The following is a 25,926-nucleotide window of genomic DNA, read 5'->3' as shown; positions in this document are numbered from 1 at the left end:
GCGGGAACGCCAAGAGGCTCCGTATCGGTGAGCCGATACGGAGCCTCATTGGTCTAATCCTGTGACGCCCTACTGCTGAGGGGCTGGCGGCGCCTGCCCGGGGCCCTGCGGGTCCGCCTGCGGGGGCAGCGGCCGGCCCGGCTGGGGCTCGCCGCCGTCCTGCGGCTGCTGCCAGGCCGGCGGCACGCCGGGCTGCCCCGGCAGGCCCGGCTGCGGCGGGTACGGCGGGTACGGCTGACCCGCCGGGGGGCCGTACGGCTGACCCGGGACGGGCTGCCCGGGGGCGAACTGACCCGGCATCGGACCGGCCTGCCCCGGCACCTGACCCGGCATCGGCTGTCCGGACTGCGGCTGACCCGGCTGGGGGTACGCCTGCTGCGGGTACGGCTGCCCCGGCTGCTGCGGGTACGGCTGACCGGGCTGCGGCGCCTGGGGAGCGTACGGCTGCCCGGGAACCGGCTGTGCGGGCGCGAACTGACCGGGAACCGGCTGTCCCGGGACCGGCTGTCCGGGCGGGAACTGCCCCGGCACCGGCTGCCCGGGGGCGAACTGCCCCGGCCCCGGCTGTCCGGGCGGGAACTGCCCGGGGTGCTGCTGGCCGGGCATCGGCTGTCCCGGCTGCCCCGGCGCGAACTGCCCCGGCACGGGCTGGCCCGGTCCCTGGTGGCCCGGCATCGGCGGGGCCATGTGCGGCGGCATCGCGCCCTGGCCGTCGCCGGTCCACAGCCCCTGTGCCTGCTGCGCGCGCGAGAAGTCCTCGGCGACCATCGCCGAGAGGTGGAAGTACGCCTCCCGGGTCTTCGGCCGCATCATGTCGAGGTCCACCTCGGCGCCGGCCGCCAGGTGCTCGTCGAAGGGCACGACCACGACACCGCGGCAGCGGGTCTGGAAGTGCTGCACGATGTCCTCGACCTTGATCATCTTGCCGGTCTCGCGGACCCCGGAGATGACCGTGATGGAGCGCTGCACCAGGTCCGCGTAGCCGTGCGCGGAGAGCCAGTCCAGCGTCGTCGAGGCGCTGGAGGCGCCGTCCACGGAGGGCGTGGAGATGATGATCAGCTGGTCCGCGAGGTCGAGGACCCCGCGCATGGCGCTGTAGAGCAGGCCGGTGCCCGAGTCGGTGAGGATGATCGGATACTGCTTGCCGAGGACGTCGATCGCGCGCCGGTAGTCCTCGTCGTTGAACGTCGTCGAGACGGCCGGGTCCACGTCGTTGGCGAGGATCTCCAGGCCCGACGGGGCCTGCGAGGTGAACCGGCGGATGTCCATGTACGAGTGCAGGTACGGGATCGCCTGCACCAGGTCGCGGATGGTCGCCCCGGTCTCGCGCCGCACCCGGCGGCCCAGCGTTCCGGCGTCCGGGTTCGCGTCGATCGCCAGGATCTTGTCCTGCCGCTCGGTGGCGAGGGTCGCGCCGAGCGCGGTGGTCGTCGTGGTCTTGCCGACACCGCCCTTGAGCGAGATGACCGCGATCCGGTAGCAGGAGAGGACCGGCGTGCGGATCAGGTCCAGCTTCCGCTGCCGCTCCGCCTCCTCCCGCTTGCCGCCGAGCTTGAAGCGGTTGGCGGCGCCGGGGTTCCGGCTGGACTTGGGCTTCTGCTTGTTGTTGCGCAGCAGGCGGTCGGAGGAGAGCTCGACAGCCGCGTTGTAGCCGAGCGGCGCGCCCGGCACGGAGCGTTCCCGCTGGTCGTGCGTCACCGGCGAGGGCCAGGCGGCGCCGGTCCGCGGATCCACCGGCGGCTGACCGTCGTACTGCGGCTGCGGCTGCGGCTGCGGGGCCTGGGCTGCCTGCGGGGGTACGGCTCCGGGGTGCGGGTAGCCGTAGCCGCCGGGCGCCTGGGCCTGCGGCGGGACACCGCCGGGCTGCTGCGGGTAGCCGTAGCCCGCCTGCTGCGGAGGCGTCTCCGGCTGGGGGAAGCCGTAACCGCCCTGCGGGGGCTGCGGGTATCCGTACGCGCCGGGCGCCTGGGGCTGGGCCTGCGGGGGTACGGGGGCGGGCGCGCCCGGCGCCGGCACCTCCGGGGGCGGCCAGGCGGCGGTGGGCGGCAGCGGCTGGGCACCCGGCGCGGGCTGCGCGGGCCACTGCTGCGCGGGCTCGGGCGCGGCCGGCTGGAAGGACGGCGGCAGCGGCGGCAGGCCCGCGCCGCCCGGGGCGCCGGGGGCCGGGTAGGGCGCGGGGTACGGTCCGGGCGCACCGGCCTGGGGCGCCGGGTAGGGGCTGCCGGGGAACGGCCCGGGGGCGCCGCCCGCCTGCTGACCGGCGGAGTCGTACGGGCCGGGGGCCGCGCCCGGCCCGAAGCCCTGGGGCGCGTCGGCGACGGGCTGGGCGGCGGGGAGAGGGGCGGCGGCAGCCGCGGGCTCGGCGTCAGGGGCCTGCGGCGCGGCCGTCTCCGGCTCGGCGTCGGGTGCGGCCGACTCGTCCCGCGGGCCGACGACGGCGTCACCGGCGGCCTCGACGGTCTCCTCGGAGCCGGCGGTGACGGTGGCGTCCTCGGTGTCCGTCGCGCCCGGGGCGTCGGGGGCACCGGCGGTCGGGTCCTCGTCCGTGCCGTCGGCGGGGACCTCGGCCTCGGCCGCCTCGGCGACGGGGGAGTCCGGAGCGGAGTCCTCGACGGCGTCGGCGCGCTCCGCCGCCTCGGTGCCGGCGGCGCTGGCGCTGCTCTCGGTGCCGGCGGTGCTCTCCGTGCTCTCGGCGGCCGACGCGGTCGTGGCTGCCGTGGCGTTCTCGGCCGTGCGCTCCTCGATCTCGCGCTGGAGGGCGGCCGGGGAGAAGCGCATGGTGGCGCCGCTCTCGACGTCCCCGGCCCCGAAGGAGGCCGAGGGCGCGGACGTCTCGGGCGCGGGCGCCGGGGCGACGGGAGGCACGGCGGCGGGCGGCAGCGATCCACCGGGCGTGGAGGCCTCGGGCACGGGGGCACCATGCACCGGCATCCCGGGCGCGGGAGCACCGGGCGCGTGCGCACCGGGCGCCGGTGTACCGGGTACGGGAGCACCAGGAAGAGACGCGCCAGGCACCGGCACACCCGACACGGGCGTACCAGGAACGGGCGCACCAGGCACCGGAGCACCGGGCACGGGAGCACCAGGAAGAGACGCGCCGGGCACCGGCACACCAGGAACGGGCGCACCAGGCACCGGCGTGCTCGGCGGAGTGCCGGCACCAGGAGCGGGAACCCCCACGGGAGGAGCGGGAGGCGCGGGAACCCCCGCCGGGGGAGTGGTCACCGGCGGAAAGCCCGCGGGAGGAACCGCGACGGCCGGCGGGACCGGAGGGGTCGGCTGGAACGGGGCGGGGGTGACGGGCGCGGCCGGCGGGGGCGTCGGAGCGGGCGCCGGCGGGGCCGGCGGCGCGACGTTCCAGCCGGGCTCGAAGCCGCTGCCCGCCGGGACGCCGGGCAGGGCGACCGGCGCTCCGCTCGGCGGCGGGGGAGTGACACCGCCCGTCCCCGCACCGCCCGACGCGTTCTGCGTGTACCAGGCGGGCGGGGTGTAGTCGATGGTGAACTCACCCGTCATCTCGGCGGGATCCGCGTCGGACTGATCGTCGGCGGGCGGATTCCAACCCCCGTGGATCTCGTCGCGATCGCCGTTCACTTTGCCTCCTGGTGTGGTCGAGCACCCTTGTGCCGTGGTGGGCGGGGCCCTTCCACCCTAATCGCCGCGAGCCGCCCCGGGGCAGGCCCGACAAGCCCTCCGCGCCCGCCTCCGCGACCCGCTCCCGGGCCCCAAGTGGCCCATGTGCGGCGCAGAGTGAGAACCCCCACCGTTCAAAACGATGCAAAAAGGGACGTACTTGAGCGATGCCGTCGTGGGACGGACCCGCTCAGTCCATCCGGCGCGCGGCGCCCAACAATCCTGTCTCGGGGTCCGTCGCCTGCGTCATCACGAACTGGCGGTCGCCCTGCGTGCACCAGAGGGTGACCCCGTCGGCGAGCGTGGACAGCGCCTCGTACTCGTGCTGCGGCAGGCTCATGATGCGGCCGATCTGGGCCGCCTCGTCCGGGGAGACCCGCTGGACCCCGACGAGCGAGGACTTCTCCAGGAGACGGGGCGCGACCGGGCTCAGATACGGCAGCAGCGTCACCACCGACTGCCAGGGCGCCGACACCACCCGGCCGCGCGGCGGCCGCATGCCGCAGTCGCGGACCACGACCACCGGACTGCCGGCGGACGCGCCCTGCGGCGGCACCCGGCCCACGTCGTGCAGCGTGATGCACGGCTGGCCGCCGCCCGCCGCCTGCGCGAGCGCCGTCCACGCCTGCGCGCGGCCGGTCTCGACCGCCACCCGGGCCCCCGTCGCCGCCGCCCGCAGCGCCAGCACCTGCGCGGTCCACAGACCGCCGATGAGGGTCACGTCGTACGGGACGGGCCGGTTGATGCCCAGCACGGCCGGACGGTTCTCGGCGTCCACGCCGATCACCATGCCGTCGTCGCCGACCGGCAGGGCCAGCGCCTCCAGCTGTTCCAGGGGGAGGGAGTGCCGGTCGCGGCGGGGCCCGACGAGCCCGAAACCGAAGCGGGGCCGCGCGGCCCGCCCCGTACGCGGAGCGGAAGAGGCGCCCGAGGCCGGGGACGTACCGAAGGAAGCGGTGGACATCAGCGGGCACCTCCCAGCGGGAGCGTCGCCAGGATGCCGGGCACCTGTTCCCGGTCGAGGCGCACCAGACCGGTCCTCACCCCGCGCGCCGCACGCTCCAGCTCGTGCCGCGCGGCCACCAGTTCCTCGTCGCTGCGCCCGGTGATCCGTACGTGTCCGGTCACCGTCACCTCCTGCCGGTCCCCGCCGCTGAGCGTCAGGCTGAACGTGGTCGCGAGCGCGGGCAGCGAGGTCAGCAGGGCCACCAGCTGCGGCATCGACGCGCCCGCGCCGCCGCTCCGGCCGCCCAACTGGGGCCAGCGCCCCACCCAGTACGTGGTGTGCCGCCGGTCGTCCACCCGCCAGGTCCGCGCGGTCTCCTGGGTCCGGCGCCCCTGGGCCTGCCCCCGGCCCGCCTGCGCGATCGCCATCGGGCTCGCGCAGCTCGACGTGGCCAGCGCGGCGGTCAGCTCCTGCTCCGTCAGCACGCTCGCCCGGAACCCGGCGCCCGCGAGGCGGCTCGCCAGCTGGTCCGCCGCCCGGACCACGCACTTCTGCGCGCCGGTCATGCCGCCACCGCGCGCGGCGACCGCCTCCGGGCAGAGCTCGGGGTCGAGCTTGAGCGCGATCCAGGTGATCCGGACCGCGGGCGAACCCGTCTGCGCCTGGAGCGGCCCGTAGTTGCGGGCGGCCATCGACTGCGCGGGCAGGTGCGGCGCGGGCGCCGGCTGCGTGTGCTGCACGATCTGCGCCGACTCCAGCCGTATGCCGTCCACGCTCAGCACGTCCCGGACGAGCCCGACGGGCAGCGGCCGCGCCGCGCGGTCGGGACGCAGCGCCGTGCCCTCGGACTCGACGCGCAGGACGGCGGTCACGAAGGTGCCGTCGCCGACCATGCCGACCGGACGCCGGTCGCGGTCGCTGTAGGCGTACGTCCGCAGCGCGGGATCGCACTCCACGAGCGGCGCGAGCCCCGGCTCGGTTCCCTCGGGGACGGTGAAGGAGGAGGCGCGGCGCGAACGGGCCCGCAGCGCGAGGAAGGTTCCGAGCCACTCGGGCAGCGAACGCCGGTGACGGCGCACCACGGCCAGCAGCACCAGCACCACGGCGACCACGCCCGCGGGGACGAGGAGCATCGGCTCGACGACCCAGGCGAGCAGCAGCAGAGCGGCGGCCACCTCGATCAGTACGAGCTGTTGCAATCGGAACGACCCGAAGTGTCCGGGACGTGCCTGGAGTCTCGGTGAGACCGCGGGGGCAGGACCCGTGGGCGGGGGTGGGGAGGCAGCGGCCGCGCCGGGCCGCCTCCGCCTCGCGGAAGCCATGATGGAGAATCCCCCTCAATTCGTCCCGATGACCCTGGCCCGCCAGGGCCTTGGCAGCCGGATCACCCTACCCGCCCCACGAACCCCACGGGACAGCAGGCATAGTAGGGGGCCGGTCCGAAGGCCGGGGCCCGGGTGTCACCACCCCGGGGCCCCGAGCGAAGATCGCGCCTGACGAGAATGGGGACTCATGGCATCGCGGCGGGACGAGCTCAACGCGTACACCTTTGCGAAGAAGCGCACGGTGGCGGCATTCCTCCAACCCTCGCCCTCCGGTACGGAGGAAGGGGCGCCGAAGCCGCTGCGCGCCGTCGTCCCCGGCCTGATCACCGCCGCGCTCGTCGTCGCCGGATTCGGCGCCTGGGGCATGTTCAAGCCGACCGCCCCCAAGGGCTGGGACACCCCCGGCACCCGGGTCATCGTCGGCAAGCAGTCGACGACCCGGTACGTCGTCCTGGAGACCGGCAAGGGCAAGGACAAGAAGACCCTGCTCCACCCCGTCCTCAACCTCGCCTCCGCCCGGCTGCTGCTCAACCCCGACCAGTTCCAGGTCATCCAGGTCGACGACAAGAAGCTGGACGAGGGCACCCCGCCGCGCGGACCCATCCTCGGCATCCCGTACGCCCCCGACCGGCTGCCCGTCGCGGAGGACGCGGGCAAGGCCAAGCGCTGGGCCGTCTGCGAGCAGCCCGGCGGCGGGAAGGGCGCCAGCGTCCAGAAGGCGACCTTCCTCTTCGCCGACCGCGACGCCAAGCGCACCGAGGGCGCCGGCCGGCTGAAGGACGGCCAGGTCCTGTACGTCAAGGGACAGAAGGACAACGCCCAGTTCCTCATCGACCACACCGGCACCAAGTACCCGGTGAAGGCCGAGCAGCCCGGACTCCTGACCGCCCTCGTCGGTCTCGGCACGAAGCCGCAGGCCGTCACCGACGACTGGCTCGCCACCCTGAAGACCGGCGACCCGATCGACTTCCCCCACATCGACGGCCAGGTCGGCGAACCCGCCGGCATCCCCGGCAACACCCTCACCGGCACCGAGAACCGGATCGGCATGGTCCTGCGCGCCCAGACCGGCGCCGGGCCCCAGGACTACGTCGTGCTCGCCGGCAAGGTCCAGCCCGTCACGCCCTTCACGGCCTGGCTGCTCATCAACTCCCCGCAGACCGGCGTCCTCGACATGGACGGCGACCGCGTGACCGTCGACGCCTCCTCCTTCGTCCCGGACCCCACCGTCTTCCACGGCGACGCCCACTGGCCGACGCGGCAGTCCAGCAAGCCGATCAACGCCGCCGCGGGCACCGGCGCCCGGGACACCGTGTGCAACGTCCTCACCTCCGTCGACGAGAAGGGCGGCACCACCCTCACCACCTGGGCCGGCGCCGACTACCCCGCCGACATCACGGCCGGCGGCACCAGCACGTACGTCACCCCCGGCACCGGCCTCCTCTACACGCAGATCCAGGGCAGGCAGAAGGCGCCCGACGGCTCCCTCTTCCTCGTCACCGACACCGGCCTGCGGTACGCCGTCCAGGCCAACGGCGACAGCGACTCCGCCCGTTCCGAGATCGGCGCCGGGGAGCAGAAGCAGACCGACGGGCGTCCGGAACCCAGCGACGCCCAGAAGCGTCTCGGGTACGAGAAGGTCACGCCGGTCCTCGTGCCCATGGAATGGTCGGAGTTCCTCTCCAAGGGGCCGCGGCTCGACACCAACAGCGCGCGTCAGCCGCAGGGTTCCTGAGGAGGTGGCACCGGTGACCACGACGCACCGAGCGGCCGGCCTGCTCGCCGCGGGCACCCTCGCCGTACTGCTCGCCGCTCCCGCCGCGGCCGCCGCCCCCGCCCCGCCGGGGCAGGACGGCCCGGCCCTCGACGGCAGCGGCGAGTGCACCTTCCCGATGAAGAAGCAGATCGAGGGCGTCCCCTGGCCGCTCCAGCGGGTCCTCCTGGACGAGCTGTGGCAGGACACCAAGGGCAAGGGCGTCCGGGTCGCCGTCATCGACACCGGCGTCGACGACGTCAACCCGCAGCTGCGCGCCCCCGCCGTCGACGCCAAGGCGGGCAAGGACTACCTCAAGCCCGACAAGAACAACCCCTCCTACGGCGACGACAAGCGCGGCAAGACCGACGGCACCGTCGACGAGGTCGGGCACGGCACCAAGGTCGCCGGCATCATCGCGGCCCGCCCCCGCAGCGGCACCGGCTTCGTCGGCCTCGCCCCCGAGGCCACGATCATCCCGATCCGGCAGAACGACGAGAAGAACAGCGGCAAGTCCGACACCATGGCGCTGGCGATCGACCACGCCGTGGCCGAGGGCGCCGACGTCATCAACATCTCGCAGGACACCACCCAGCCGCTGGGCCCGGACTCGACCATGGCCAGGTCGGTCGCGAAGGCGATCGAGAAGGGCGTCGTCGTGGTCGCCTCCGCAGGCAACGACGGCATGGACGGAACGTTCAAGAAGACCTATCCCGCCGCCTTCCCCGGGGTCCTCGCCGTCGCCTCCTCGGACCGCAACAACGAGCGTGCCGTCTTCTCCCAGCCCGGGGACTTCGTCGGCGTCGCCGCGCCGGGCGTCGACATCGTGTCCACGGTCCCCGGCGGCGGCCAGTGCGTCGACAACGGCACCAGCTTCTCCGCCCCGTACGTCGCCGGCGTCGCGGCCCTGCTGAAGGCCAAGTACCCGCGCTGGAGCGTGGCCCAGATCGTCACCCGCATCGAGCAGACCGCCGTCCGCTCGGTCAACGGGCGCGACGGATACGTCGGTTGGGGTGTGGTCGACCCGGTGCGGGCGCTCGCCGACCAGCCCGGCACGCCCGCGTCCTCGCCCGAGCCCGACCCTGGCCCGCCCAAGCCGCCGGCGCCCGAGCCGGCCCGTCTGGCGCTGTCGGAGACGCCCCAGGAGCGCTCCGAACGGCTCGCCACCTACACGTTGGGGATCGGAGGCGTCCTGGTGGCCGTGGTCGCCGGGACCGCCACCGTGATCCGCGACAGCCGCCGCGGAAGGGAGGCCCGGTGACGCGCGTACCGGTCAAGTATCGGGACCTTCCTTTGCAGTTGGAACTGCCGCCGTCAATGGCTACAGTGACCGCTGGGGGCACGGCAGTGCGAACCCAGCACGGGGGCGGCATCAGAAGATTCCCGTCCGCATCAAGACCGGAAGGCACGACGGCCGGTCCGTCGCAGCCGCCGAAGGAAGAAGGGGCAAGATGTCGAAAGACCTGAACGTAACCAGTGCCGAACAAGTCAAGCTCGCCGGCCGGATCCAGGACTTCTCCGACGAGCTCCAGGCCCGCATCACCTCTCTCAACAGTGTGGTGGACCGCGTTCAGGCGGGCTGGCAGGGCGCTGCGAGCAAGGAGTACGACCGGGTCCAGAACGACCTGAACCAGCGCCTGCGCAGCATGCGCGCCGAGCTCTCGAAGCTCGAGGAGATCATGCGGATGAGCGCCGACGGGTTCTCGCAGCAGGAGGAGGACCGCATCCGGTCCTTCCGCCAGATGGACAGCAGCTCCGGTGGCGGCCAGAGCGCCATCCTGGGCGTCTGAGCCGTCCGACCCGAACAGTCCTCCGCGCCACTCTCACTCCAGGAGTCATCACCATGACCACTGCGGTCAATTACGACACCGTGACGCAGGCGGCCGCCGACACCCGCCTCACGTCCACCACCCTCACCCAGCGGCTGGAAGACCTCATGGCCGAGGTCAACCGCGTCGCCTCCAACTGGGAGGGTGAGGCGAAGATCGCGTACCGCGAGAGCCAGGACCGCCTGACCCGCGACATGTCCGGCATGAACCAGGACCTGGCGCGCATCGCCAAGCTCCTCGACGAGTCGGTCGTCGGCTACCAGGACACCGACAAGGGCAACGCGGCGCGCTTCCGCATGATGTGAGTCCCCGCCCGCACGGCATGAGGGGTGGCCCGTTCCCACGGGCCACCCCTCACGTGCGTCCGGACGTCACCGCAGGTCGAACTCGCCGTCCCTGGCGCCCAGGACGAACGCGTCCCACTCGGCCTTCGTGTAGCGCAGCACCGTCTCCTTGTCGAGGGACGAGCGCATCGCCACCGCGCCCCCGGGCAGCCGCGCGATCTCCACGCGCTCCTCGTCCGGGCTCGTCCCCGGAGCGCCCTCCCACGCGACGCCCGAGATGTCGAGCGCGTACAGCTCCTCCTTCTGGCGCTCCTTCTCGGCGGCCAGGGCGGCGTCCGCGCTCTCGGTGGTGGTCTCGGCGGCGTCGGTCATCGGCGCTTTCCCTTCGCGGTCGTACGACGGAGCGGTCCCTCCCACAGTAGTGGGAGGGACCGCTCCGCCCGGGGCTGTTCCGCGAGCCCGGGCCTGTTCCGGCAGCTCAGTGCCGTTCGGACCGCCCGGTCAGTGCTGCTCGGGCAGCCACCCCAGCTGCACCAGCGGCGTGCCCCGCTTCCGCGACACGAACGTGCCCCGGCCCGGAGGCATCGGCCGCGCCCGGACGCCGCCGAGGATGTCGCCCTCCTGCGGATCGCCGGAGAGGAGCACGCCCTGCGCGCCCAGCTCCCGCATCCGCTGCATGAACGGCTCGTACATCGCCCGGGAGGCGCCCGCCTGGCTGCGGGCCACGATGAACCGGATGCCGACGTCCCGGGCGAAGGGCAGGTTCTCCACCAGCACCGCCATCGGGTTGCCCGAGTTCGTCGCCACCAGCTCGAAGTCGTCCACCAGGACGAACAGTTGCGGACCCGACCACCAGCTGCGGTCCCGCAGCTGCTGCGGCGTGATGTCGGGCTTCGGCGCCCGCTTCGTCATCACCGTGTTGATCGCGTCCATGTGCATCTGCATGGCCGAGGCCATCGGCGCGTACTCCAGGAGGTGCGAGGGCGCGACCGCCTCCAGCATCGTCCGCCGGTAGTCGCCCACCACGATCCGCGCCTGCTCCGGCGTGTACCGCTCGCACAACTGCTTGGCGATCAGCCGGAGCAGCCCCGTCTTGCCGGACTCGCTCTCGCCGAAGATCATGAAGAACGGATCCGACTCGAAGTCGACGAACACCGGCTCCAGGTTCGTCTCGTCGATGCCGATCGCGATGCCGTGCTGCGGGTACTCGAAGCCCTTCGGCAGCTGCTCCGCCGGCAGCCTGCGCGGCAGCAGTCGCACCGCCGGCGCCGGGGCCGAGGTCCAGCTCGCCTTCACGGCCTGCACGAACGCCGCCGTGCCGTCCGCCAGATCGTCCGAGGAGCTCGCCCCGTCGATCCGCGGCAGCGCCCCCATGAAGTGCAGCTTCTCCGGCACCTGGCCGCGGCCCGGCACACCGGTCGGCACGTTCGCCGCGACCTTGCGGTCGAACTCCGAGTCCATGACGTCACCGAGCCGCAGTTCGAGACGGCCCAGCATCTGGTCCTTGAGCGCCGCCCGCACCTCCATGTACCGGGCGGCGGTGATCACCACGTGGATGCCGTAGCCCAGACCGCGCGCCGCGATGTCGGCGACGATCGGCTCCAGCGTGTCGTAGTCGTTGCGGAAGCCGCCCCAGCCGTCCACGATCAGGAACACGTCGCCCCAGGCCTCGCCCGGCAGCTCACCCGCCGCCCGCTTGCGGCGGTAGGTCGCGATCGAGTCGATGGCGTGCGAGCGGAAGAACTCCTCCCGCCGGTTCAGGACGCCCATCACCTCCGCGACCGTCCGGCGCACCCGCTCCGGGTCGAGCCGCGACGCCACCCCGCCGACGTGCGGCAGGTCGGCCAGCGACACCATGCCGCCACCACCGAAGTCCAGGCAGTAGAACTGCACTTCGGCCGGAGTGTGGGTGAGCGCGAACGACGACACCAGCGTCCGCATGATCGTCGACTTGCCGGACTGCGGACCGCCGACCACCATCATGTGACCGGCCGCACCCGAGAAGTCCCGGTACAGCACCTCACGCCGCTGCTCGAACGGCTTGTCGATGAGACCGAGCGGCACCGTGAGCCCGCCCTGACGCGTGTACTCCGTCGCCGTGAGCCCCCGGTCAGCCGTCTGCGCGAGCCCCGGCAGCAACTGGTCCAGCGAGGGCGCCTGGTCGAGCGGCGGCAGCCACACCTGGTGCGCCGGCACCCCCTGGCCCTCCAGACGCCGCACGATCACGTCGAGGACCGTGTCCGCGAGCGCGTCGTCCTCCTCGGAGCGCCGCGCCGTCAGATAGGCCGGGTCCGGCGCCGCGTACACCACCGGCACCGGCGACGCCGTGAACAGCGCGGGCCGCCGCTCCACCGGCAGCTGCCCGATCTCCAGGCGCGGCCCGCCCGTCCGGTAGGTCCCCGAGACGTACGCCGCCTTGAAGCGGGTCATCTCGTCCGTGCCGAACTTCAGATAGCCCGAACCCGGCACCGACGGCAGGTGATAGGCGTCCGGCACGCCGATCGCCGTCCGCGACTCCGCCGCCGAGAAGGTCCGCAGACCGATCCGGTACGAGAGGTACGTGTCCAGACCGCGCAGCTTGCCCTCCTCCAGGCGCTGCGAGGCCAGCAGCAGGTGCACCCCGAGCGAACGGCCGATGCGGCCGATCTGGATGAACATGTCGATGAAGTCCGGCTTGGCGGTGAGGAGCTCCGAGAACTCGTCGATCACCAGGACCAGCGAGGCCAGCGGCTCCAGCGGAGCACCCGCCGCACGCGCCTTCTCGTAGTCGTGGATGTTCGCGTAGTTGCCCGCGGAACGCAGCAGCTCCTGCCGCCGCTGGAGCTCGCCCCGGATCGCGTCGCCCATGCGGTCGACGAGCGTCAGGTCGTCCGACAGGTTCGTGATGACCGCCGCCACGTGCGGCATCTGCGACATGCCCGCGAAGGTCGCACCGCCCTTGAAGTCCGCGAGGACGAAGTTCAGCGTCTCCGAGGAGTGCGTCACCGCGAGACCGAGCACCAGCGTGCGCAGCAGCTCCGACTTGCCGGAACCGGTCGCGCCGACGCACAGACCGTGCGGGCCCATGCCCTCCTGCGCCGCCTCCTTCAGGTCCAGCATGACCGGCTGGCCGTCCTCGCCGACCCCGATCGGCACCCGGAGCCGCTCGGCCACCGAGCGCGGCCGCCAGGTCCGCGTCACGTCCACCGAGGCCGCGTCGCCCAGGTTCAGCAGATCCGTGAAGTCCAGGTTCGCGAGCAGCGGCTCGTCGTCGTCCCCGCCGCCCATCCGCAGCGGCGCCAGCTGCCGGGCCAGCGCCTCGGCGGCCGGCAGCGAGATGCCGTCCGGCAGCCCCTCGTACGCGAAGCCGCCGCCCGACTCCAGACGCAGCCGGCCCGGCCGCACGACCACCGACAGACCGCCGCGCGGCTCGTCCAGCTCACCGGAGACGACCTCCACGATCGTCACGCCCTGGAGACCCTCGGGCGCCGCGAGCAGCGAGTCCGGCGGCACCATCCCCCCGTCGAGGACCACCACCATGTGCGGCTGGTCGAGGACCGGCTGGCTCTCCCGCGAGAAGCGCGTCCGCCCCTCCAGCTTCGAACGGACCAGGTTCTCCAGCTCACCGAGGTCGTCACCGAACAGGCGCTTCGTACCCGCCCCGTCGTAGCTGTTGGGCTGTCCCGAAACCTGCGTGTGCGGCAGCCACTTCGTCCAGTCCCAGCGCTCCTGCGCCGGCCGCGCCGCCACCACCGCCAGCATCAGGTCGTCGGGGGAGTGCAGCGTCACCAGCTGCGCCACCAGCGCGCGCGCCGCGGCCTGCGCCGACTCCGGCTCGCCCGACACCGTCACGTGGTAGAACGCCCGCATCGAGACCGCCATCGGCAGCCCGTCCAAGGTGCCGTGCACCGCGAGGAACTGCTGCATCGCGCCCGCGCACAGCGGCTCCAGCTCGTCCACCGGAGCGGTGTCCGGTGCCACCAGCGGCGTCGCCAGCTGCTGCGCCCCGAGCCCGATCCGCGCCTGCCCGAAGTCGTGGTCGCCGACCCGGCGCTCCCACACCCGGGAACCCTCCGCGACCACCGACCACAGCTGCTCGGGGGACGGGTGCAGATAGAGCTGCGCGTCCCGCTGCCTGCGGGCGGTGCGCCGGACCGTACGCCGGGTCTGGGCGAGGTATTTGAGGTAGTCGCGGCGGACATCGGCCATTTGCCCCTGCGTACCGCGACGGAATCTCACGAACTGCGCGACGGCCATCGCGACCGTCGACGCGAGCATCAGCGTGCCCATGATCCGCATGATCGGCGACGGCGTCATGAAGAAGAAGACGACCGAGGAACCCATGCCGAGCATCGGCAGAAGCTGCATCAGCGCCGACTCCTGCTGCCCCCGCGGAAGTTCCGGCGGAGACTCCAGGAGCAGTTCCTCACCGGGCACTTCTGGAGGAAGTGACCTCGGCGGGCGTTTGACGACGATCTGGCTCACCGGCGCATCAATCCCTCGTTGGAGGCGGGCTCGTGGCGGGAGCACGCGCGCTCGACCCCTGCCGGCAGCCGAGCGCGCGGACTTCCCCCATGGGACGGCGATCCTACTTGCAGCCCCCACCGGCCGTCCCCGGTAGGGTGGCGCGCGCATCGTGCGCAACCGCGAATCAGAAGGCGCGACCGCGCATCACGACGGGCGCAACCGCGAACCAGGGGGTCCACACACGTGAGTACGACCGCAGCGACCGGCTTCTGCCGCGTCACCGTCGTGGCGCCGGACAGCCGCATCGACGTCGCGCTCCCCGAGGACATCGCCGTCGCCGACGTCTACCCGGAGATCCTGCGCCTCACCGGCCAGAGCCAGGAGCCCGGCACCCCGACCGGCTACCACCTGGTCCGCCGCGACGGATCCGTCCTCGACGGCGCCCGCACCCTCGCCGCCCAGCAGGTCCTCGACGGCGAGGTCCTCTCCCTGCGCCCCTTCGCCCAGTCTCTCCCGCCGGCGGTCTACGACGACGTCTCCGACGCCGTCGCCTCCGCCGTCACCCGCGACCGCCACCTGTGGAGCGACGAACTGCTGCGGGGCGCCGGACTCCTCGGCGGCGTGCTGCTCCTCGTCCTCATGGGCTTCGTCCTCTGGTTCGCCGACCCCGTCCGCCACGACATGCACAGCCTCCCCGGGATCATCGCGGGCGCCGCCGGCCTCCTGCTCACCGCCTTCGCCGGCGTCCGCGCCCGCGTCTACGCGGACCGGGCGACCGCCGTCGCCCTCGGCCTCGGCGCACTGCCGCTGCTCCTCATCGCCGGCTCCGGGATCATCGCGCCCGACGCCGGGGACGGCCCCGGCCGCCTCCAGTTCCTGCTCGGCAGCGTCACCGTCCTCGTCGCCTCCGTGGCCCTCGTCGCGCTCACCCCCAGCGGCGACGCCCCCTTCGTGGCCGCCACCTTCCTCGCCGGCGTCGGCACCCTCGCCACCTTCGTGGCGATCCTCACCGAGAGCTCCGCCACCGAGACGGCCGCCGCCTGCGCCCCCGTCGCCATCGGCCTCGTCGCCTTCCTGCCCGGACTCTCCGCCCGCTTCGCCCGCCTCCCCATCGGCTACGCCGCCCCGCGCAGCGCCTCCGAGGACGAGTTCTCCGGCGACCCCCACCAGGGCGAGGAGGCCCAGGCCGTCGACGGCGAGCGCATCGCGCTCCAGGCCCGCCGCGGCCACGAGATGCTCCTCGGCCTCGTCGGCGGCTGTGCCGCCGTCGTCGTCGGCTCGGCCGCCGTCCTCGGCTTCGCCGGAAACGTCTGGGGCCAGCTCCTCGCCCTCGCCGCCGGCCTCGCGATGCTGCTGCGCGCCCGCCTCTTCCGCTACACCTCGCAGGTCGCCTGCGTCCTCGTCGCCGGCATCGCCGCCATCGCGCTGCTCGTCCTCGGCCTCTCCCTCAACCCGCCGGCCGACCTGGTCCGCGAGCTCCTCATGTACGGGGACCGGGGCGGCCTCGACATCCGCACCATCTGGCTCACCGCCGCCGTCGCCGCCGGCGCCGCGCTGATCACCGCCATCGGCCTGATCATCCCGAGGAAGGGCCTCTCCCCCTTCTGGGGCCGGCTCCTCGACCTGGCCGAGGGCTTCGTCCTCCTCTCCCTGGTCCCGCTCGCCCTCGCCGTCCTCGACGTCTTCTCCTCGGTCCGCGCGCTGACCAGCAAGTAGGAGGGCGATGCGGGAGCGCTCCGGCGAGCTGGTACGCTGTGTGACGGCCGTTTGTGTACGCGCTCCCGGAAAGCACCCGAGATCACTCGGAAGCCTCTGGAAGCTGCGCCCATCGGACCTTCGCCCGTCGAGTCACGGAAGCTTCCCCTGAGACCTAGACCAGGGGCACTCACGGGCGCACGAACCAACGAGGAGAACCGCGTGGCTCTCGACGCCGCTGTCAAGAAGCAGATCTTTGCCGAGTTCGGCACCAAGGAGGGCGACACCGGCTCTCCCGAGGTCCAGGTCGCGATGCTGTCCCGCCGCATCTCGGACCTGACCGAGCACCTCAAGCAGCACAAGCACGACCACCACTCCCGTCGTGGTCTGCTGATCCTGGTCGGCCAGCGCCGCCGCCTGCTGCAGTACCTGGCCAAGAAGGACATCCAGCGCTTCCGTACGCTGGTCGACCGCCTCGGCATCCGCCGCGGTGCGGCCGGCGGCGCCAAGTAAGACGCCACGAAGGGAGCGGTTCCCACTTTCAGGGGGCCGCTCCCTTTGCTGTACGTGCACAAAGTGCGCATCGGGACTTAGTCTGGTCGCACCATCCCGTACGACGAGCGTGACCCCGCCGGCCAGCCGCCGGTCCTCGGTAGTGGCCCCCGGAACCGAATGACCGGGTGCTTCGATCGAAGACCGGCCCGCACCCTGGGCGAGCTCTCCGCCACCGTCGTACACCGTCCCCGGCCACACGGGCCGCCAGGACGCAAAGACGAACACGTAGGAGAAACCCATAGTGGAGAACGAGACCCACTACGCCGAGGCCGTCATCGACAACGGCGCCTTCGGTACCCGCACCATCCGCTTCGAGACCGGCCGTCTGGCCAAGCAGGCCGCCGGCTCCGCCGTCGCCTACCTGGACGACGACACGATGGTCCTCTCCGCGACCACCGCCTCGAAGCGCCCCAAGGACCAGCTCGACTTTTTCCCCCTCACGGTGGACGTCGAGGAGCGGCAGTACGCGGCCGGCAAGATCCCCGGCTCCTTCTTCCGCCGGGAGGGCCGCCCCTCCGAGGACGCGATCCTCACCTGCCGCCTGATCGACCGCCCGCTGCGCCCCTCCTTCAAGAAGGGCCTGCGCAACGAGATCCAGATCGTCGAGACGATCATGGCGCTCAACCCCGACCACCTGTACGACGTGGTCGCGATCAACGCCGCCTCCGCGTCGACGATCCTGGCGGGCCTGCCCTTCTCCGGCCCCATCGGCGCCACCCGCGTCGCCCTGATCAAGGGCCAGTGGGTCGCGTTCCCGACGCACACCGAGCTCGAGGACGCCGTCTTCGACATGGTGGTCGCCGGTCGCGTCCTGGAGGACGGCGACGTCGCGATCATGATGGTCGAGGCCGAGGCCACCGAGAAGACCATCGAGCTCGTCAAGGGCGGCGCCGAGGCGCCGACCGAGGAGGTCGTCGCCGCCGGTCTCGAGGCCGCGAAGCCCTTCATCAAGGTCCTCTGCAAGGCCCAGTCGGACCTCGCCGCCAAGGCCGCCAAGCCCACCGGCGAGTTCCCGGTCTTCCTGGACTACCAGGACGACGTCCTCGAGGCGCTCACCTCCGCCGTCAAGGGTGAGCTCACCAAGGCGCTCACCATCGCCGGCAAGCAGGAGCGCGAGGCCGAGCTCGACCGCATCAAGGAGATCGCCGCCGAGAAGCTCCTCCCGGCCTTCGAGGGCCGCGAGAAGGAGATCTCCGGTGCGTACCGCGCGCTGACCAAGAAGCTGGTCCGCGAGCGCGTCATCAAGGACAAGGTCCGCATCGACGGCCGTGGCCTCACCGACATCCGTACGCTCGCGGCCGAGGTCGAGGCCATCCCGCGCGTGCACGGCTCGGCGCTGTTCGAGCGTGGCGAGACCCAGATCCTGGGCGTCACCACCCTCAACATGCTCCGCATGGAGCAGCAGCTGGACACCCTCTCCCCGGTGACCCGCAAGCGCTACATGCACAACTACAACTTCCCGCCGTACTCCGTCGGCGAGACCGGCCGCGTGGGCTCGCCCAAGCGCCGCGAGATCGGCCACGGCGCGCTCGCCGAGCGCGCCATCGTGCCGGTGCTGCCGACGCGCGAGGAGTTCCCCTACGCGATCCGCCAGGTGTCCGAGGCCCTCGGCTCCAACGGTTCGACGTCGATGGGCTCGGTCTGCGCCTCGACCATGTCGCTGCTGAACGCCGGTGTGCCGCTCAAGGCCGCCGTCGCCGGCATCGCCATGGGTCTGATCTCCGAGGAGATCGACGGCCAGACGCACTACGTCGCCCTCACCGACATCCTCGGTGCGGAGGACGCCTTCGGCGACATGGACTTCAAGGTCGCCGGTACGAAGGAGTTCGTCACCGCCCTCCAGCTCGACACCAAGCTGGACGGCATCCCGGCCTCCGTCCTGGCCGCGGCCCTCAAGCAGGCCCGCGACGCCCGCCTCCACATCCTCGACGTGATGATGGAAGCGATCGACACGCCGGACGAGATGTCCCCGAACGCCCCGCGGATCATCACCGTCAAGATCCCCGTGGACAAGATCGGTGAGGTCATCGGCCCCAAGGGCAAGATGATCAACCAGATCCAGGAGGACACCGGCGCCGACATCACGATCGAGGACGACGGCACCATCTACATCGGTGCCGCCCAGGGCTCGCAGGCCGAGGCCGCCCGCGCCACGATCAACGGCATCGCCAACCCGACCATGCCGGAGGTCGGCGAGCGCTACCTGGGTACGGTCGTCAAGACCACCACCTTCGGTGCCTTCGTCTCCCTGATGCCCGGCAAGGACGGCCTGCTGCACATCTCGCAGATCCGCAAGCTCGCCGGTGGCAAGCGCGTGGAGAACGTCGAGGACGTGCTCGCGATCGGCTCGAAGGTCCAGGTCGAGATCGCCGAGATCGACCAGCGCGGCAAGCTCTCCCTCGTCCCCGTCATGGCGGACGAGGACGCTGCCGAGGGTGACAAGGACGACGCTGCCAAGTGACGTCCCGTAGTTCCCGCGCGACGGCCCGCCCCTCCTCGGAGGGGCGGGCCGTCGCCCGTACCCAAACGCTTCTCCCGGGCAAGGACGGCATCGGCACCGTCCGCCGCACGACCCTCCCCGGCGGCCTGCGGATCGTCACCGAGACCCTCCCGTCCGTGCGCTCCGCCACCTTCGGCATCTGGGCCCACGTGGGCTCCCGCGACGAGACGCCGACGCTCAACGGCGCGACCCACTACCTGGAGCACCTCCTCTTCAAGGGCACCCGCAAGCGGTCCGCCCTCGACATCTCCGCCACGATCGACGCGGTCGGCGGCGAGATGAACGCCTTCACGGCGAAGGAGTACACCTGCTACTACGCGCGGGTCCTCGACACCGACCTGCCGCTGGCGATCGACGTCGTCTGCGACATGCTCACCGACTCGCTCATCCTCGACGAGGACGTCGACGCCGAGCGCGGCGTCATCCTCGAAGAGATCGCGATGACCGAGGACGACCCCGGTGACGTGGTGCACGAGCTGTTCGCGCAGACGATGTTCGGCGACACCCCGCTGGGCCGCCCGGTCCTCGGCACCGTCGACACGATCAACGCGCTCAGCCGCGGCCAGATCGCCCGCTTCTACAAGAAGCACTACGACCCGACCCACCTGGTCGTCGCCGCCGCGGGCAACGTCGACCACGCCACGGTGGTACGCCAGGTCCGCCGCGCCTTCGAGAAGGCCGGCGCCCTCACCCGTACCGACGCCGTCCCCGTCGCCCCCCGCGACGGCCGGCGCACCCTGCGCGCCGCGGGCCGCGTCGAGCTCCTGAACCGCAAGACCGAGCAGGCCCACGTGGTCCTCGGCATGCCGGGCCTGGCCCGCACCGACGAGCGCCGCTGGGCCCTCGGCGTGCTGAACACGGCCCTCGGCGGCGGCATGTCCTCCCGCCTCTTCCAGGAGGTCCGCGAGAAGCGCGGCCTGGCCTACAGCGTGTACTCGTACACCTCGGGCTTCGCCGACTGCGGCCTCTTCGGGGTGTACGCGGGCTGCCGTCCCGGCCAGGTCCACGACGTCCTGAAGATCTGCCGGGACGAGCTCGACAAGGTCGCCTCCGACGGCCTCACGGACGAGGAGATCACCCGCGCCGTCGGGCAGCTCTCCGGCTCGACCGTGCTCGGCCTGGAGGACACCGGCGCGCTGATGAACCGCATCGGCAAGAGCGAACTGTGCTGGGGCACCCAGATGTCGGTCGACGACATGCTCACCCGGATCGCGCAGGTCACCCCGGACGACGTCCGCGCGGTGGCGCGCGATGTACTGGAGCAGCGGCCCTCGCTCTCGGTGATCGGCCCGCTGAAGGACAAGCAGGCGGACCGCCTCCACCACGCGGTCTCCTGACCGACCCGTCCCCTAAGGAAGAGCAATGAGCAAGCTGCGCGTCGCGGTCCTCGGAGCCAAGGGCCGCATCGGCTCCGAGGCCGTCAGGGCCGTCGAGGCCGCCGAGGACATGGAACTGGTCGCGGCCCTCGGCCGCGGCGACGCCCTGGAGACCCTCACCGAGGCGGGCGCCCAGGTCGTCGTCGAGCTGACCACCCCGGACTCCGTGATGGAGAACCTCGACTTCTGCGTGCGCCACGGCATCCACGCCGTCGTCGGCACCACCGGCTGGACCGAGGACCGCCTCGCGCAGCTGAAGGACCGGCTCGCCGCCTCCCCGGAGACCGGCGTCCTCATCGCGCCGAACTTCTCCATCGGCGCGGTCCTCACCATGAAGTTCGCCCAGATCGCGGCCCCGTACTTCGAGTCGGTCGAGGTCGTCGAGCTGCACCACCCGAACAAGGTCGACGCGCCGTCCGGCACGGCCACCCGCACCGCCCAGCTCATCGCCGAGGCCCGGTCGAAGGCAGGCTGCGCCCCGCAGCCCGACGCCACGGCCACCGGCCTCGACGGCGCGCGCGGCGCGGACGTGGACGGCGTCCCGGTGCACGCCGTACGCCTCCGGGGCCTGCTCGCCCACCAGGAGGTGCTGCTCGGCGGCGAGGGCGAGACCCTCACCGTCCGGCACGACTCCCTGCACCACTCCAGCTTCATGCCGGGCATCCTCCTGGGCGCCCGCCGCGTGACCACCACTCCGGGCCTCACCTTCGGCCTGGAGCACTTCCTGGACCTGGGCTGACGACATGGGCGGAAAGATCACGTACGTCTTCCTCGCCACCGTGCTGGTGCTCGTCTTCGGCGTGGTGGCGATGGAGGGCGTCCTGCTCCTCCTCACGGGCGAGCCGGCCGCCATGGGCATGGGCGCGGTGGCGTTCCTGCTGCCGGCCGTCGGCGGCTGGTTCCTCTGGAAGAACACCAGCTTCGCCCGCCGGGCCAACCGCCTCGCGGCGGAGCTGGAGGCCGAGGGCGGCCTGCCCGTCGACGAGCTGAAGCGCACCGAGGGCGGCCGGATCCTCCGGGACTCGGCCGACGAGGTCTTCGCCCGGCGCAAGGCCGAGACGGAGGACTCGCCCGAGGACTGGCGCTGCTGGTTCCGCCTCGCCGTGGCCTACCACGACGCGCGGGACACCCCCCGGGCGCGCAAGGCCATGCAGCGGGCCATCGCGCTCCACGAGGGGCGCGCGGTCAGCGCGTAGCGTCCGGGGCCGTGCCGTACTCGGCGTTCCAGGCCTCGACGGTGTCGGCGGCCCGGTCGAAGGCCTCGACCCGGGAGAGGAAGTCGGCGTTGTGGTCGGTGAGCAGCTGGAGCTGCTCACCGCCGCGGCGGTCGAGCACCAGGGCCTGGCCCTGGACGGTGCGGGGGAGTCCCAGCCAGCGCACGGGCTGCTGGACGGTCCGCACGGACGCCACCTTCGCCCAGGGCACGGTGCTGGTCGAGAGGAAGCCCACGCGGCGTACGCCGGCCCGGCTCACCCAGGTGCCCACGCGGAGCATCCGCAGGGAGGCGGCGATCACGAGCACGGCGATGCCGAACGTGACGGCCGCGCCGCCGAAGGCACCGGCGGCCGCGATGATCACGGCGGCGAGCAGCACGAAGGAGGCGAGCAGCAGCGCGAGCGCGGCCGCTCCCACCCGCCACGACCCCGGCCGGTACGGTCGGCGCCACTGATCGTGGTCGTCGAACGGCAGGGCGACATGGTCGGTCGTGTCAAAAGCACGGTCGGCCGTCAGGAAGGGCAGGGGCACGACAGGTCCTCACTCAGAAGCACGCTCGAAGGGGCAGTGCCCGGTGAGGCTACCTCAGCGGTTGTCGGAGGCCTCGGACTGCTGGTGACGCGGGCCCGAGTCGCCCGACTGGAGCGAGGGCATCCCGAAGATGAGGGACCCGGCGAGGCCGGCCACGACGGTCAGTCCGAGCAGGGTGCGGCCCACGATCTGCGAGGCGCTGAGGCGCTCCCGGGGCGGTGGAGTGACGTTACTGCGGAAGTGGTCCGCCTCCGCGACGAACGCGAACGGTACATCCTCTCGCCTGGGGGTACCCCCGGACGGAGTCTGGGGGGAAAACATCAGAGCCACTCTCCTTCTTCGGCGTCATGCGTCACAGGTAGAGACGACGGAACCGATGTTTTGGTGCCCTTTTTCATCAAAGCGGCCGAATCTCATCCTCCGGTAGGACCCCCGGGGGAGGGGGCGGAGCCGGGTGTTGGACGACTGTGCAGTCCCGTGCGGCACACATGTCCGAACGCACGATGCGAAGTGTCCGTATTGCGACGTTTCACGAAGTTCATCTAGGCTGATCAAACGGACCCGGCGCTGCCTGAACCCCCGAGCAGGCAGCGCCGGGCTCCCTTTCTCCTGTCCCCCTAGGGGACACCCGGCGCTGAGCAGCGAGTAGCGTGTTACCCATGGCTCCGATCTCCACTCCGCATACCCCCTTCGGGCGGGTCCTCACCGCCATGGTCACGCCCTTCACGGCGGACGGCGCACTCGACCTCGACGGTGCCCAGCGACTCGCCACCCACCTGGTGGACGCGGGCAACGACGGCCTCGTCATCAACGGCACCACCGGCGAGTCCCCGACCACCAGCGACGCGGAGAAATCGGACCTCGTACGAGCCGTACTGGAGGCGGTCGGCGACCGCGCCCACGTCGTCGCCGGCGTCGGCACCAACGACACCCGCCACTCCCTGGAGCTGGCCCGCACGGCCGAGCGCGACGGCGCCCACGGCCTCCTCGCCGTGACGCCCTACTACAACAAGCCCTCGCAGGAGGGCCTGTACCAGCACTTCTCGGCCATCGCCGACGCCACCGGCCTCCCCGTGATGCTCTACGACATCCCCGGCCGCAGCGGCGTCCCGATCGACACAGAGACGCTCGTCCGTCTCGCCCAGCACCCGCGCGTCGTCGCCAACAAGGACGCCAAGGGCGACCTCGGCCGCGCCAGCTGGGCCATCGCCCGCTCCGGACTCGCCTGGTACTCCGGCGACGACATGCTCAACCTGCCGCTGCTCTCCGTCGGAGCCTGCGGCTTCGTCTCCGTCGTCGGCCACCTCGTCACCCCGGAGCTCCGCGCCCTCCTCGACGCCCACCTCGGCGGCGAGGTCCAGAAGGCCACGGAGATCCACCAGAAGCTGCTCCCGGTCTACACCGGCATGTTCCGCACCCAGGGCGTCATGACCACCAAGGCCGCCCTGGCCCTCCAGGGTCTCCCGGCCGGCCCGCTCCGACTGCCGCTCGTCGAGCTCTCCGCGCAGGAGACCGAGCAGCTCAAGGTCGACCTGGCCGCCGGCGGGGTAGAACTCTGACAACAGACTTCACAACTGAACACTGACAACAGCAAGTGCACGATTGTCATGCGCGCCACGTGCCCGAACGGTACGTGGCGTGCATGGTGAGGAGAGTCTTTTGAGTCATCCGCATCCTGAACTCGGCGCCCCGCCGAAGCTGCCCAAGGGCGCCCTGCGCGTCATCCCGCTGGGCGGCCTCGGCGAGATCGGCCGCAACATGACGGTCTTCGAGTTCGACGGCCGTCTGCTGATCGTCGACTGCGGCGTCCTCTTCCCCGAGGAGGAGCAGCCCGGCGTCGACCTGATCCTGCCGGACTTCAGCATCATCCGGGACCGTCTCGACGACATCGAGGGCATCGTGCTCACGCACGGCCACGAGGACCACATCGGTGCCGTCCCCTACCTGCTCCGGCTGAAGCCGGACATCCCGCTCATCGGCTCCAAGCTGACCCTCGCGCTGATCGAGGCGAAGCTCCAGGAGCACCGCATCCGCCCCTACACCCTCGAGGTGAAGGAGGGCGACCGCGAGACGCTGGGCCCCTTCGACTGCGAGTTCATCGCGGTCAACCACTCCATCCCGGACGCCCTGGCCGTTGCCATCCGCACCCCCGCGGGCATGGCCGTCGCCACCGGCGACTTCAAGATGGACCAGCTCCCGATGGACGGCCGGCTCACCGACCTCCACGCGTTCGCGCGGCTCAGCGAGGAGGGCATCGACCTCCTGCTGTCCGACTCGACGAACGCCGAGGTCCCGGGCTTCGTCCCGCCGGAGCGGGACATCTCGAACGTCCTGCGGAACGTCTTCGCGAACGCCCCGAAGCGCATCATCGTGGCCAGCTTCGCCAGCCACGTGCACCGCATCCAGCAGATCATCGACGCCGCCCACGAGTACGGCCGCAGGGTCGCCTTCGTCGGCCGCTCGATGGTCCGCAACATGGGCATCGCCCGCGACCTGGGCTACCTCCGGGTCCCGGCCGGTCTCGTCGTGGACGTGAAGACCCTCGACGACCTGCCGGACGACGAGGTCGTGCTGGTCTGCACCGGTTCCCAGGGCGAGCCCATGGCGGCCCTGTCCCGCATGGCCAACCGCGACCACCAGATCCGGATCGTCCCCGGCGACACGGTTATCCTCGCGTCCTCGCTCATCCCGGGCAACGAGAACGCGGTCTACCGCGTGATCAACGGCCTGACCCGCTGGGGCGCGAACGTGGTCCACAAGGGCAACGCCAAGGTCCACGTCTCGGGCCACGCCTCGGCCGGCGAGCTGCTGTACTTCTACAACATCTGCAAGCCGAAGAACCTCATGCCGGTCCACGGCGAATGGCGCCACCTGCGTGCCAACGCCGAGCTCGGCGCGATGACGGGGATCCCGAAGGACCACATCGTCATCGCCGAGGACGGCGTCGTCGTCGACCTGGTCGACGGCCGCGCCCGCATCACCGGCAAGGTCCAGGCCGGTTACGTGTACGTGGACGGCCTCTCGGTCGGCGACGTCACCGAGACCTCCCTCAAGGACCGCCGGATCCTCGGCGAGGAGGGCATCATCTCGGTCTTCGTGGTCGTGGACTCCTCGACCGGCAAGATCACCGCCGGCCCGCACATCCACGCCCGCGGCTCCGGGATCGACGACTCCGCGTTCGACGCGGTGGTCCCGAAGATCGACCAGGCCATCAACAGGTCGGCCCAGGACGGTGTCCTGGAACCCCACCAGCTCCAGCAGCTGATCCGCCGCTCCGTCGGCAAGTGGGTCTCCGACACCTACCGCCGGCGCCCGATGATCCTCCCGGTCGTCGTGGAGGTCTGACCAGCGCGTCACCGGAGCGGGGCCGCCTCGATTTGCATCGGGGCGCCCCGCTCCAGTACGTTTACGGCTCCGCCAGAACGGGAAGCCCCCGGCGCCGCTGTGTGCCAGGAGGAGGAACCGGGAGGCGGGAAATCCGACTCAGAACTTCTGATAAAGTCGGAACACGCCGAAAGGCCCCGAAAGAAAAACAATTCGGGACCGGAAAGCACCGAGGAAATCGGATCGGAAAGATCTGATAGAGTCGGAAACGAAGGAAGCGCCCGGAGGGCCTGGAAACAGGAACGAAGGAAGCGTCCGCACCTTGAGAACTCAACAGCGTGCCAAAAATCAACGCCAGATTAGTTGATACCCCGTCCATCTTCGGATGGTCGAGGTTCCTTTGAAAAAGTCCACCCCTTGGGGTGGCACACTACAGCGAGGACGCTGTGGACGGTCGGCCATATTCCGGCATGACTGTCCCGCTCAACGCGAGTGTCTGACCCGATTACGGGTA

19 protein-coding genes are annotated in these 25,926 nt (G+C 71.8%); 12 read left to right on the top strand and 7 right to left on the bottom strand.

Features of this window, described 5'->3' with window-relative positions; genetic code table 11:
* Positions 1-69: 69 nt before the first annotated feature.
* The 3 genes from ACFYXU_RS00095 to eccE all read right to left on the bottom strand — a co-directional run bounded on the left by ACFYXU_RS00095 (position 70) and on the right by eccE (position 5,901).
* Entirely contained in the window at positions 70-3,594 is a 3,525-nt protein-coding gene (locus ACFYXU_RS00095) for an SCO5717 family growth-regulating ATPase (protein WP_389455994.1), read from the bottom strand.
* Positions 3,595-3,823: 229 nt separating this feature from the next.
* Complete coding sequence (locus ACFYXU_RS00090; RefSeq protein ID WP_361396877.1) at positions 3,824-4,597, bottom strand: hypothetical protein; 774 nt, start codon at positions 4,595-4,597, stop codon at positions 3,824-3,826.
* Positions 4,597-5,901, bottom strand: a complete 1,305-nt coding sequence (gene eccE / locus ACFYXU_RS00085; RefSeq protein ID WP_376515414.1) for a type VII secretion protein EccE — start codon at positions 5,899-5,901, stop codon at positions 4,597-4,599. The genes ACFYXU_RS00090 and eccE overlap by 1 nt, the downstream gene beginning before the upstream one ends.
* Positions 5,902-6,091: 190 nt before the next feature.
* Between eccE and eccB the strand changes: the two genes are divergently transcribed.
* The 4 genes from eccB to ACFYXU_RS00065 all read left to right on the top strand — a co-directional run bounded on the left by eccB (position 6,092) and on the right by ACFYXU_RS00065 (position 9,791).
* Entirely contained in the window at positions 6,092-7,639 is a 1,548-nt protein-coding gene (gene eccB / locus ACFYXU_RS00080; RefSeq protein ID WP_376515412.1) for a type VII secretion protein EccB, read from the top strand.
* Positions 7,640-7,652: 13 nt separating this feature from the next.
* A complete protein-coding gene (gene mycP / locus ACFYXU_RS00075) occupies positions 7,653-8,918 on the top strand; it encodes a type VII secretion-associated serine protease mycosin (RefSeq protein WP_361396883.1) in 1,266 nt (421 codons plus the stop codon).
* A gap of 190 nt (positions 8,919-9,108) precedes the next feature.
* Positions 9,109-9,447 carry a WXG100 family type VII secretion target gene (locus ACFYXU_RS00070; RefSeq protein WP_329850703.1) on the top strand — a complete coding sequence of 113 codons (339 nt, stop codon included), beginning with the start codon at positions 9,109-9,111 and terminating at the stop codon, positions 9,445-9,447.
* A 53-nt stretch (positions 9,448-9,500) separates the two neighbouring features.
* Complete coding sequence (locus tag ACFYXU_RS00065) at positions 9,501-9,791, top strand: WXG100 family type VII secretion target (protein ID WP_329850705.1); 291 nt, start codon at positions 9,501-9,503, stop codon at positions 9,789-9,791.
* Between the two features lie 66 nt (positions 9,792-9,857).
* On the opposite strand, the gene ACFYXU_RS00060 is transcribed toward ACFYXU_RS00065, so the two are convergent.
* Positions 9,858-10,142, bottom strand: coding sequence for a DUF397 domain-containing protein (locus ACFYXU_RS00060; protein ID WP_329850706.1), 285 nt, complete (start codon positions 10,140-10,142; stop codon positions 9,858-9,860).
* A gap of 129 nt (positions 10,143-10,271) precedes the next feature.
* Positions 10,272-14,234, bottom strand: coding sequence for a type VII secretion protein EccCa (gene eccCa / locus ACFYXU_RS00055; protein WP_376515408.1), 3,963 nt, complete (start codon positions 14,232-14,234; stop codon positions 10,272-10,274).
* A gap of 225 nt (positions 14,235-14,459) precedes the next feature.
* Here eccCa and eccD point away from each other — a divergent pair, with 225 nt between their 5' ends.
* The 6 genes from eccD to ACFYXU_RS00025 all read left to right on the top strand — a co-directional run bounded on the left by eccD (position 14,460) and on the right by ACFYXU_RS00025 (position 21,538).
* Positions 14,460-15,932 carry a type VII secretion integral membrane protein EccD gene (gene eccD, locus ACFYXU_RS00050; protein ID WP_389455991.1) on the top strand — a complete coding sequence of 491 codons (1,473 nt, stop codon included), beginning with the start codon at positions 14,460-14,462 and terminating at the stop codon, positions 15,930-15,932.
* 201 nt (positions 15,933-16,133) lie between these two features.
* The gene (rpsO, locus tag ACFYXU_RS00045) at positions 16,134-16,424 is read left to right on the top strand and encodes a 30S ribosomal protein S15 (protein ID WP_189806146.1); all 291 of its coding nucleotides are present in this window, start codon (positions 16,134-16,136) and stop codon (positions 16,422-16,424) included.
* Between the two features lie 283 nt (positions 16,425-16,707).
* The gene (locus ACFYXU_RS00040) at positions 16,708-18,927 is read left to right on the top strand and encodes a polyribonucleotide nucleotidyltransferase (protein ID WP_376515405.1); all 2,220 of its coding nucleotides are present in this window, start codon (positions 16,708-16,710) and stop codon (positions 18,925-18,927) included.
* Positions 18,924-20,303: a M16 family metallopeptidase gene (locus ACFYXU_RS00035; RefSeq protein ID WP_389408169.1), complete on the top strand. Its 1,380-nt coding sequence runs from the start codon at positions 18,924-18,926 to the stop codon at positions 20,301-20,303. The genes ACFYXU_RS00040 and ACFYXU_RS00035 overlap by 4 nt, the downstream gene beginning before the upstream one ends.
* Positions 20,304-20,328: 25 nt before the next feature.
* Complete coding sequence (gene dapB, locus ACFYXU_RS00030; protein WP_329850712.1) at positions 20,329-21,081, top strand: 4-hydroxy-tetrahydrodipicolinate reductase; 753 nt, start codon at positions 20,329-20,331, stop codon at positions 21,079-21,081.
* A 4-nt stretch (positions 21,082-21,085) separates the two neighbouring features.
* The gene (locus ACFYXU_RS00025) at positions 21,086-21,538 is read left to right on the top strand and encodes a hypothetical protein (protein ID WP_329850714.1); all 453 of its coding nucleotides are present in this window, start codon (positions 21,086-21,088) and stop codon (positions 21,536-21,538) included.
* Here the strand turns inward: ACFYXU_RS00025 and ACFYXU_RS00020 are convergent.
* Together ACFYXU_RS00020 and ACFYXU_RS00015 are read right to left on the bottom strand one after the other, a co-directional pair.
* Positions 21,528-22,088 (bottom strand): hypothetical protein, encoded by a 561-nt coding sequence (locus ACFYXU_RS00020; RefSeq protein ID WP_361396903.1) that lies wholly within the window; start codon positions 22,086-22,088, stop codon positions 21,528-21,530. The two genes, ACFYXU_RS00025 and ACFYXU_RS00020, sit on opposite strands and share 11 nt — an antisense overlap.
* A 54-nt stretch (positions 22,089-22,142) precedes the next feature.
* The gene (locus ACFYXU_RS00015) at positions 22,143-22,409 is read right to left on the bottom strand and encodes a hypothetical protein (protein ID WP_376517589.1); all 267 of its coding nucleotides are present in this window, start codon (positions 22,407-22,409) and stop codon (positions 22,143-22,145) included.
* 338 nt (positions 22,410-22,747) lie between these two features.
* Between ACFYXU_RS00015 and dapA the strand changes: the two genes are divergently transcribed.
* Positions 22,748-23,647, top strand: a complete 900-nt coding sequence (dapA, locus tag ACFYXU_RS00010; RefSeq protein ID WP_389455989.1) for a 4-hydroxy-tetrahydrodipicolinate synthase — start codon at positions 22,748-22,750, stop codon at positions 23,645-23,647.
* Between the two features lie 100 nt (positions 23,648-23,747).
* Entirely contained in the window at positions 23,748-25,433 is a 1,686-nt protein-coding gene (locus tag ACFYXU_RS00005) for a ribonuclease J (RefSeq protein WP_361396906.1), read from the top strand.
* Positions 25,434-25,926: the final 493 nt, after the last annotated feature.

The organism is Streptomyces sp. NPDC002232 (assembly GCF_042890295.1).
In the GTDB taxonomy this organism is placed as follows: domain Bacteria; phylum Actinomycetota; class Actinomycetes; order Streptomycetales; family Streptomycetaceae; genus Streptomyces.
Note: the sequence above shows the minus strand (reverse complement) of the source record. Positions and strands in the feature narration are given on the sequence as shown.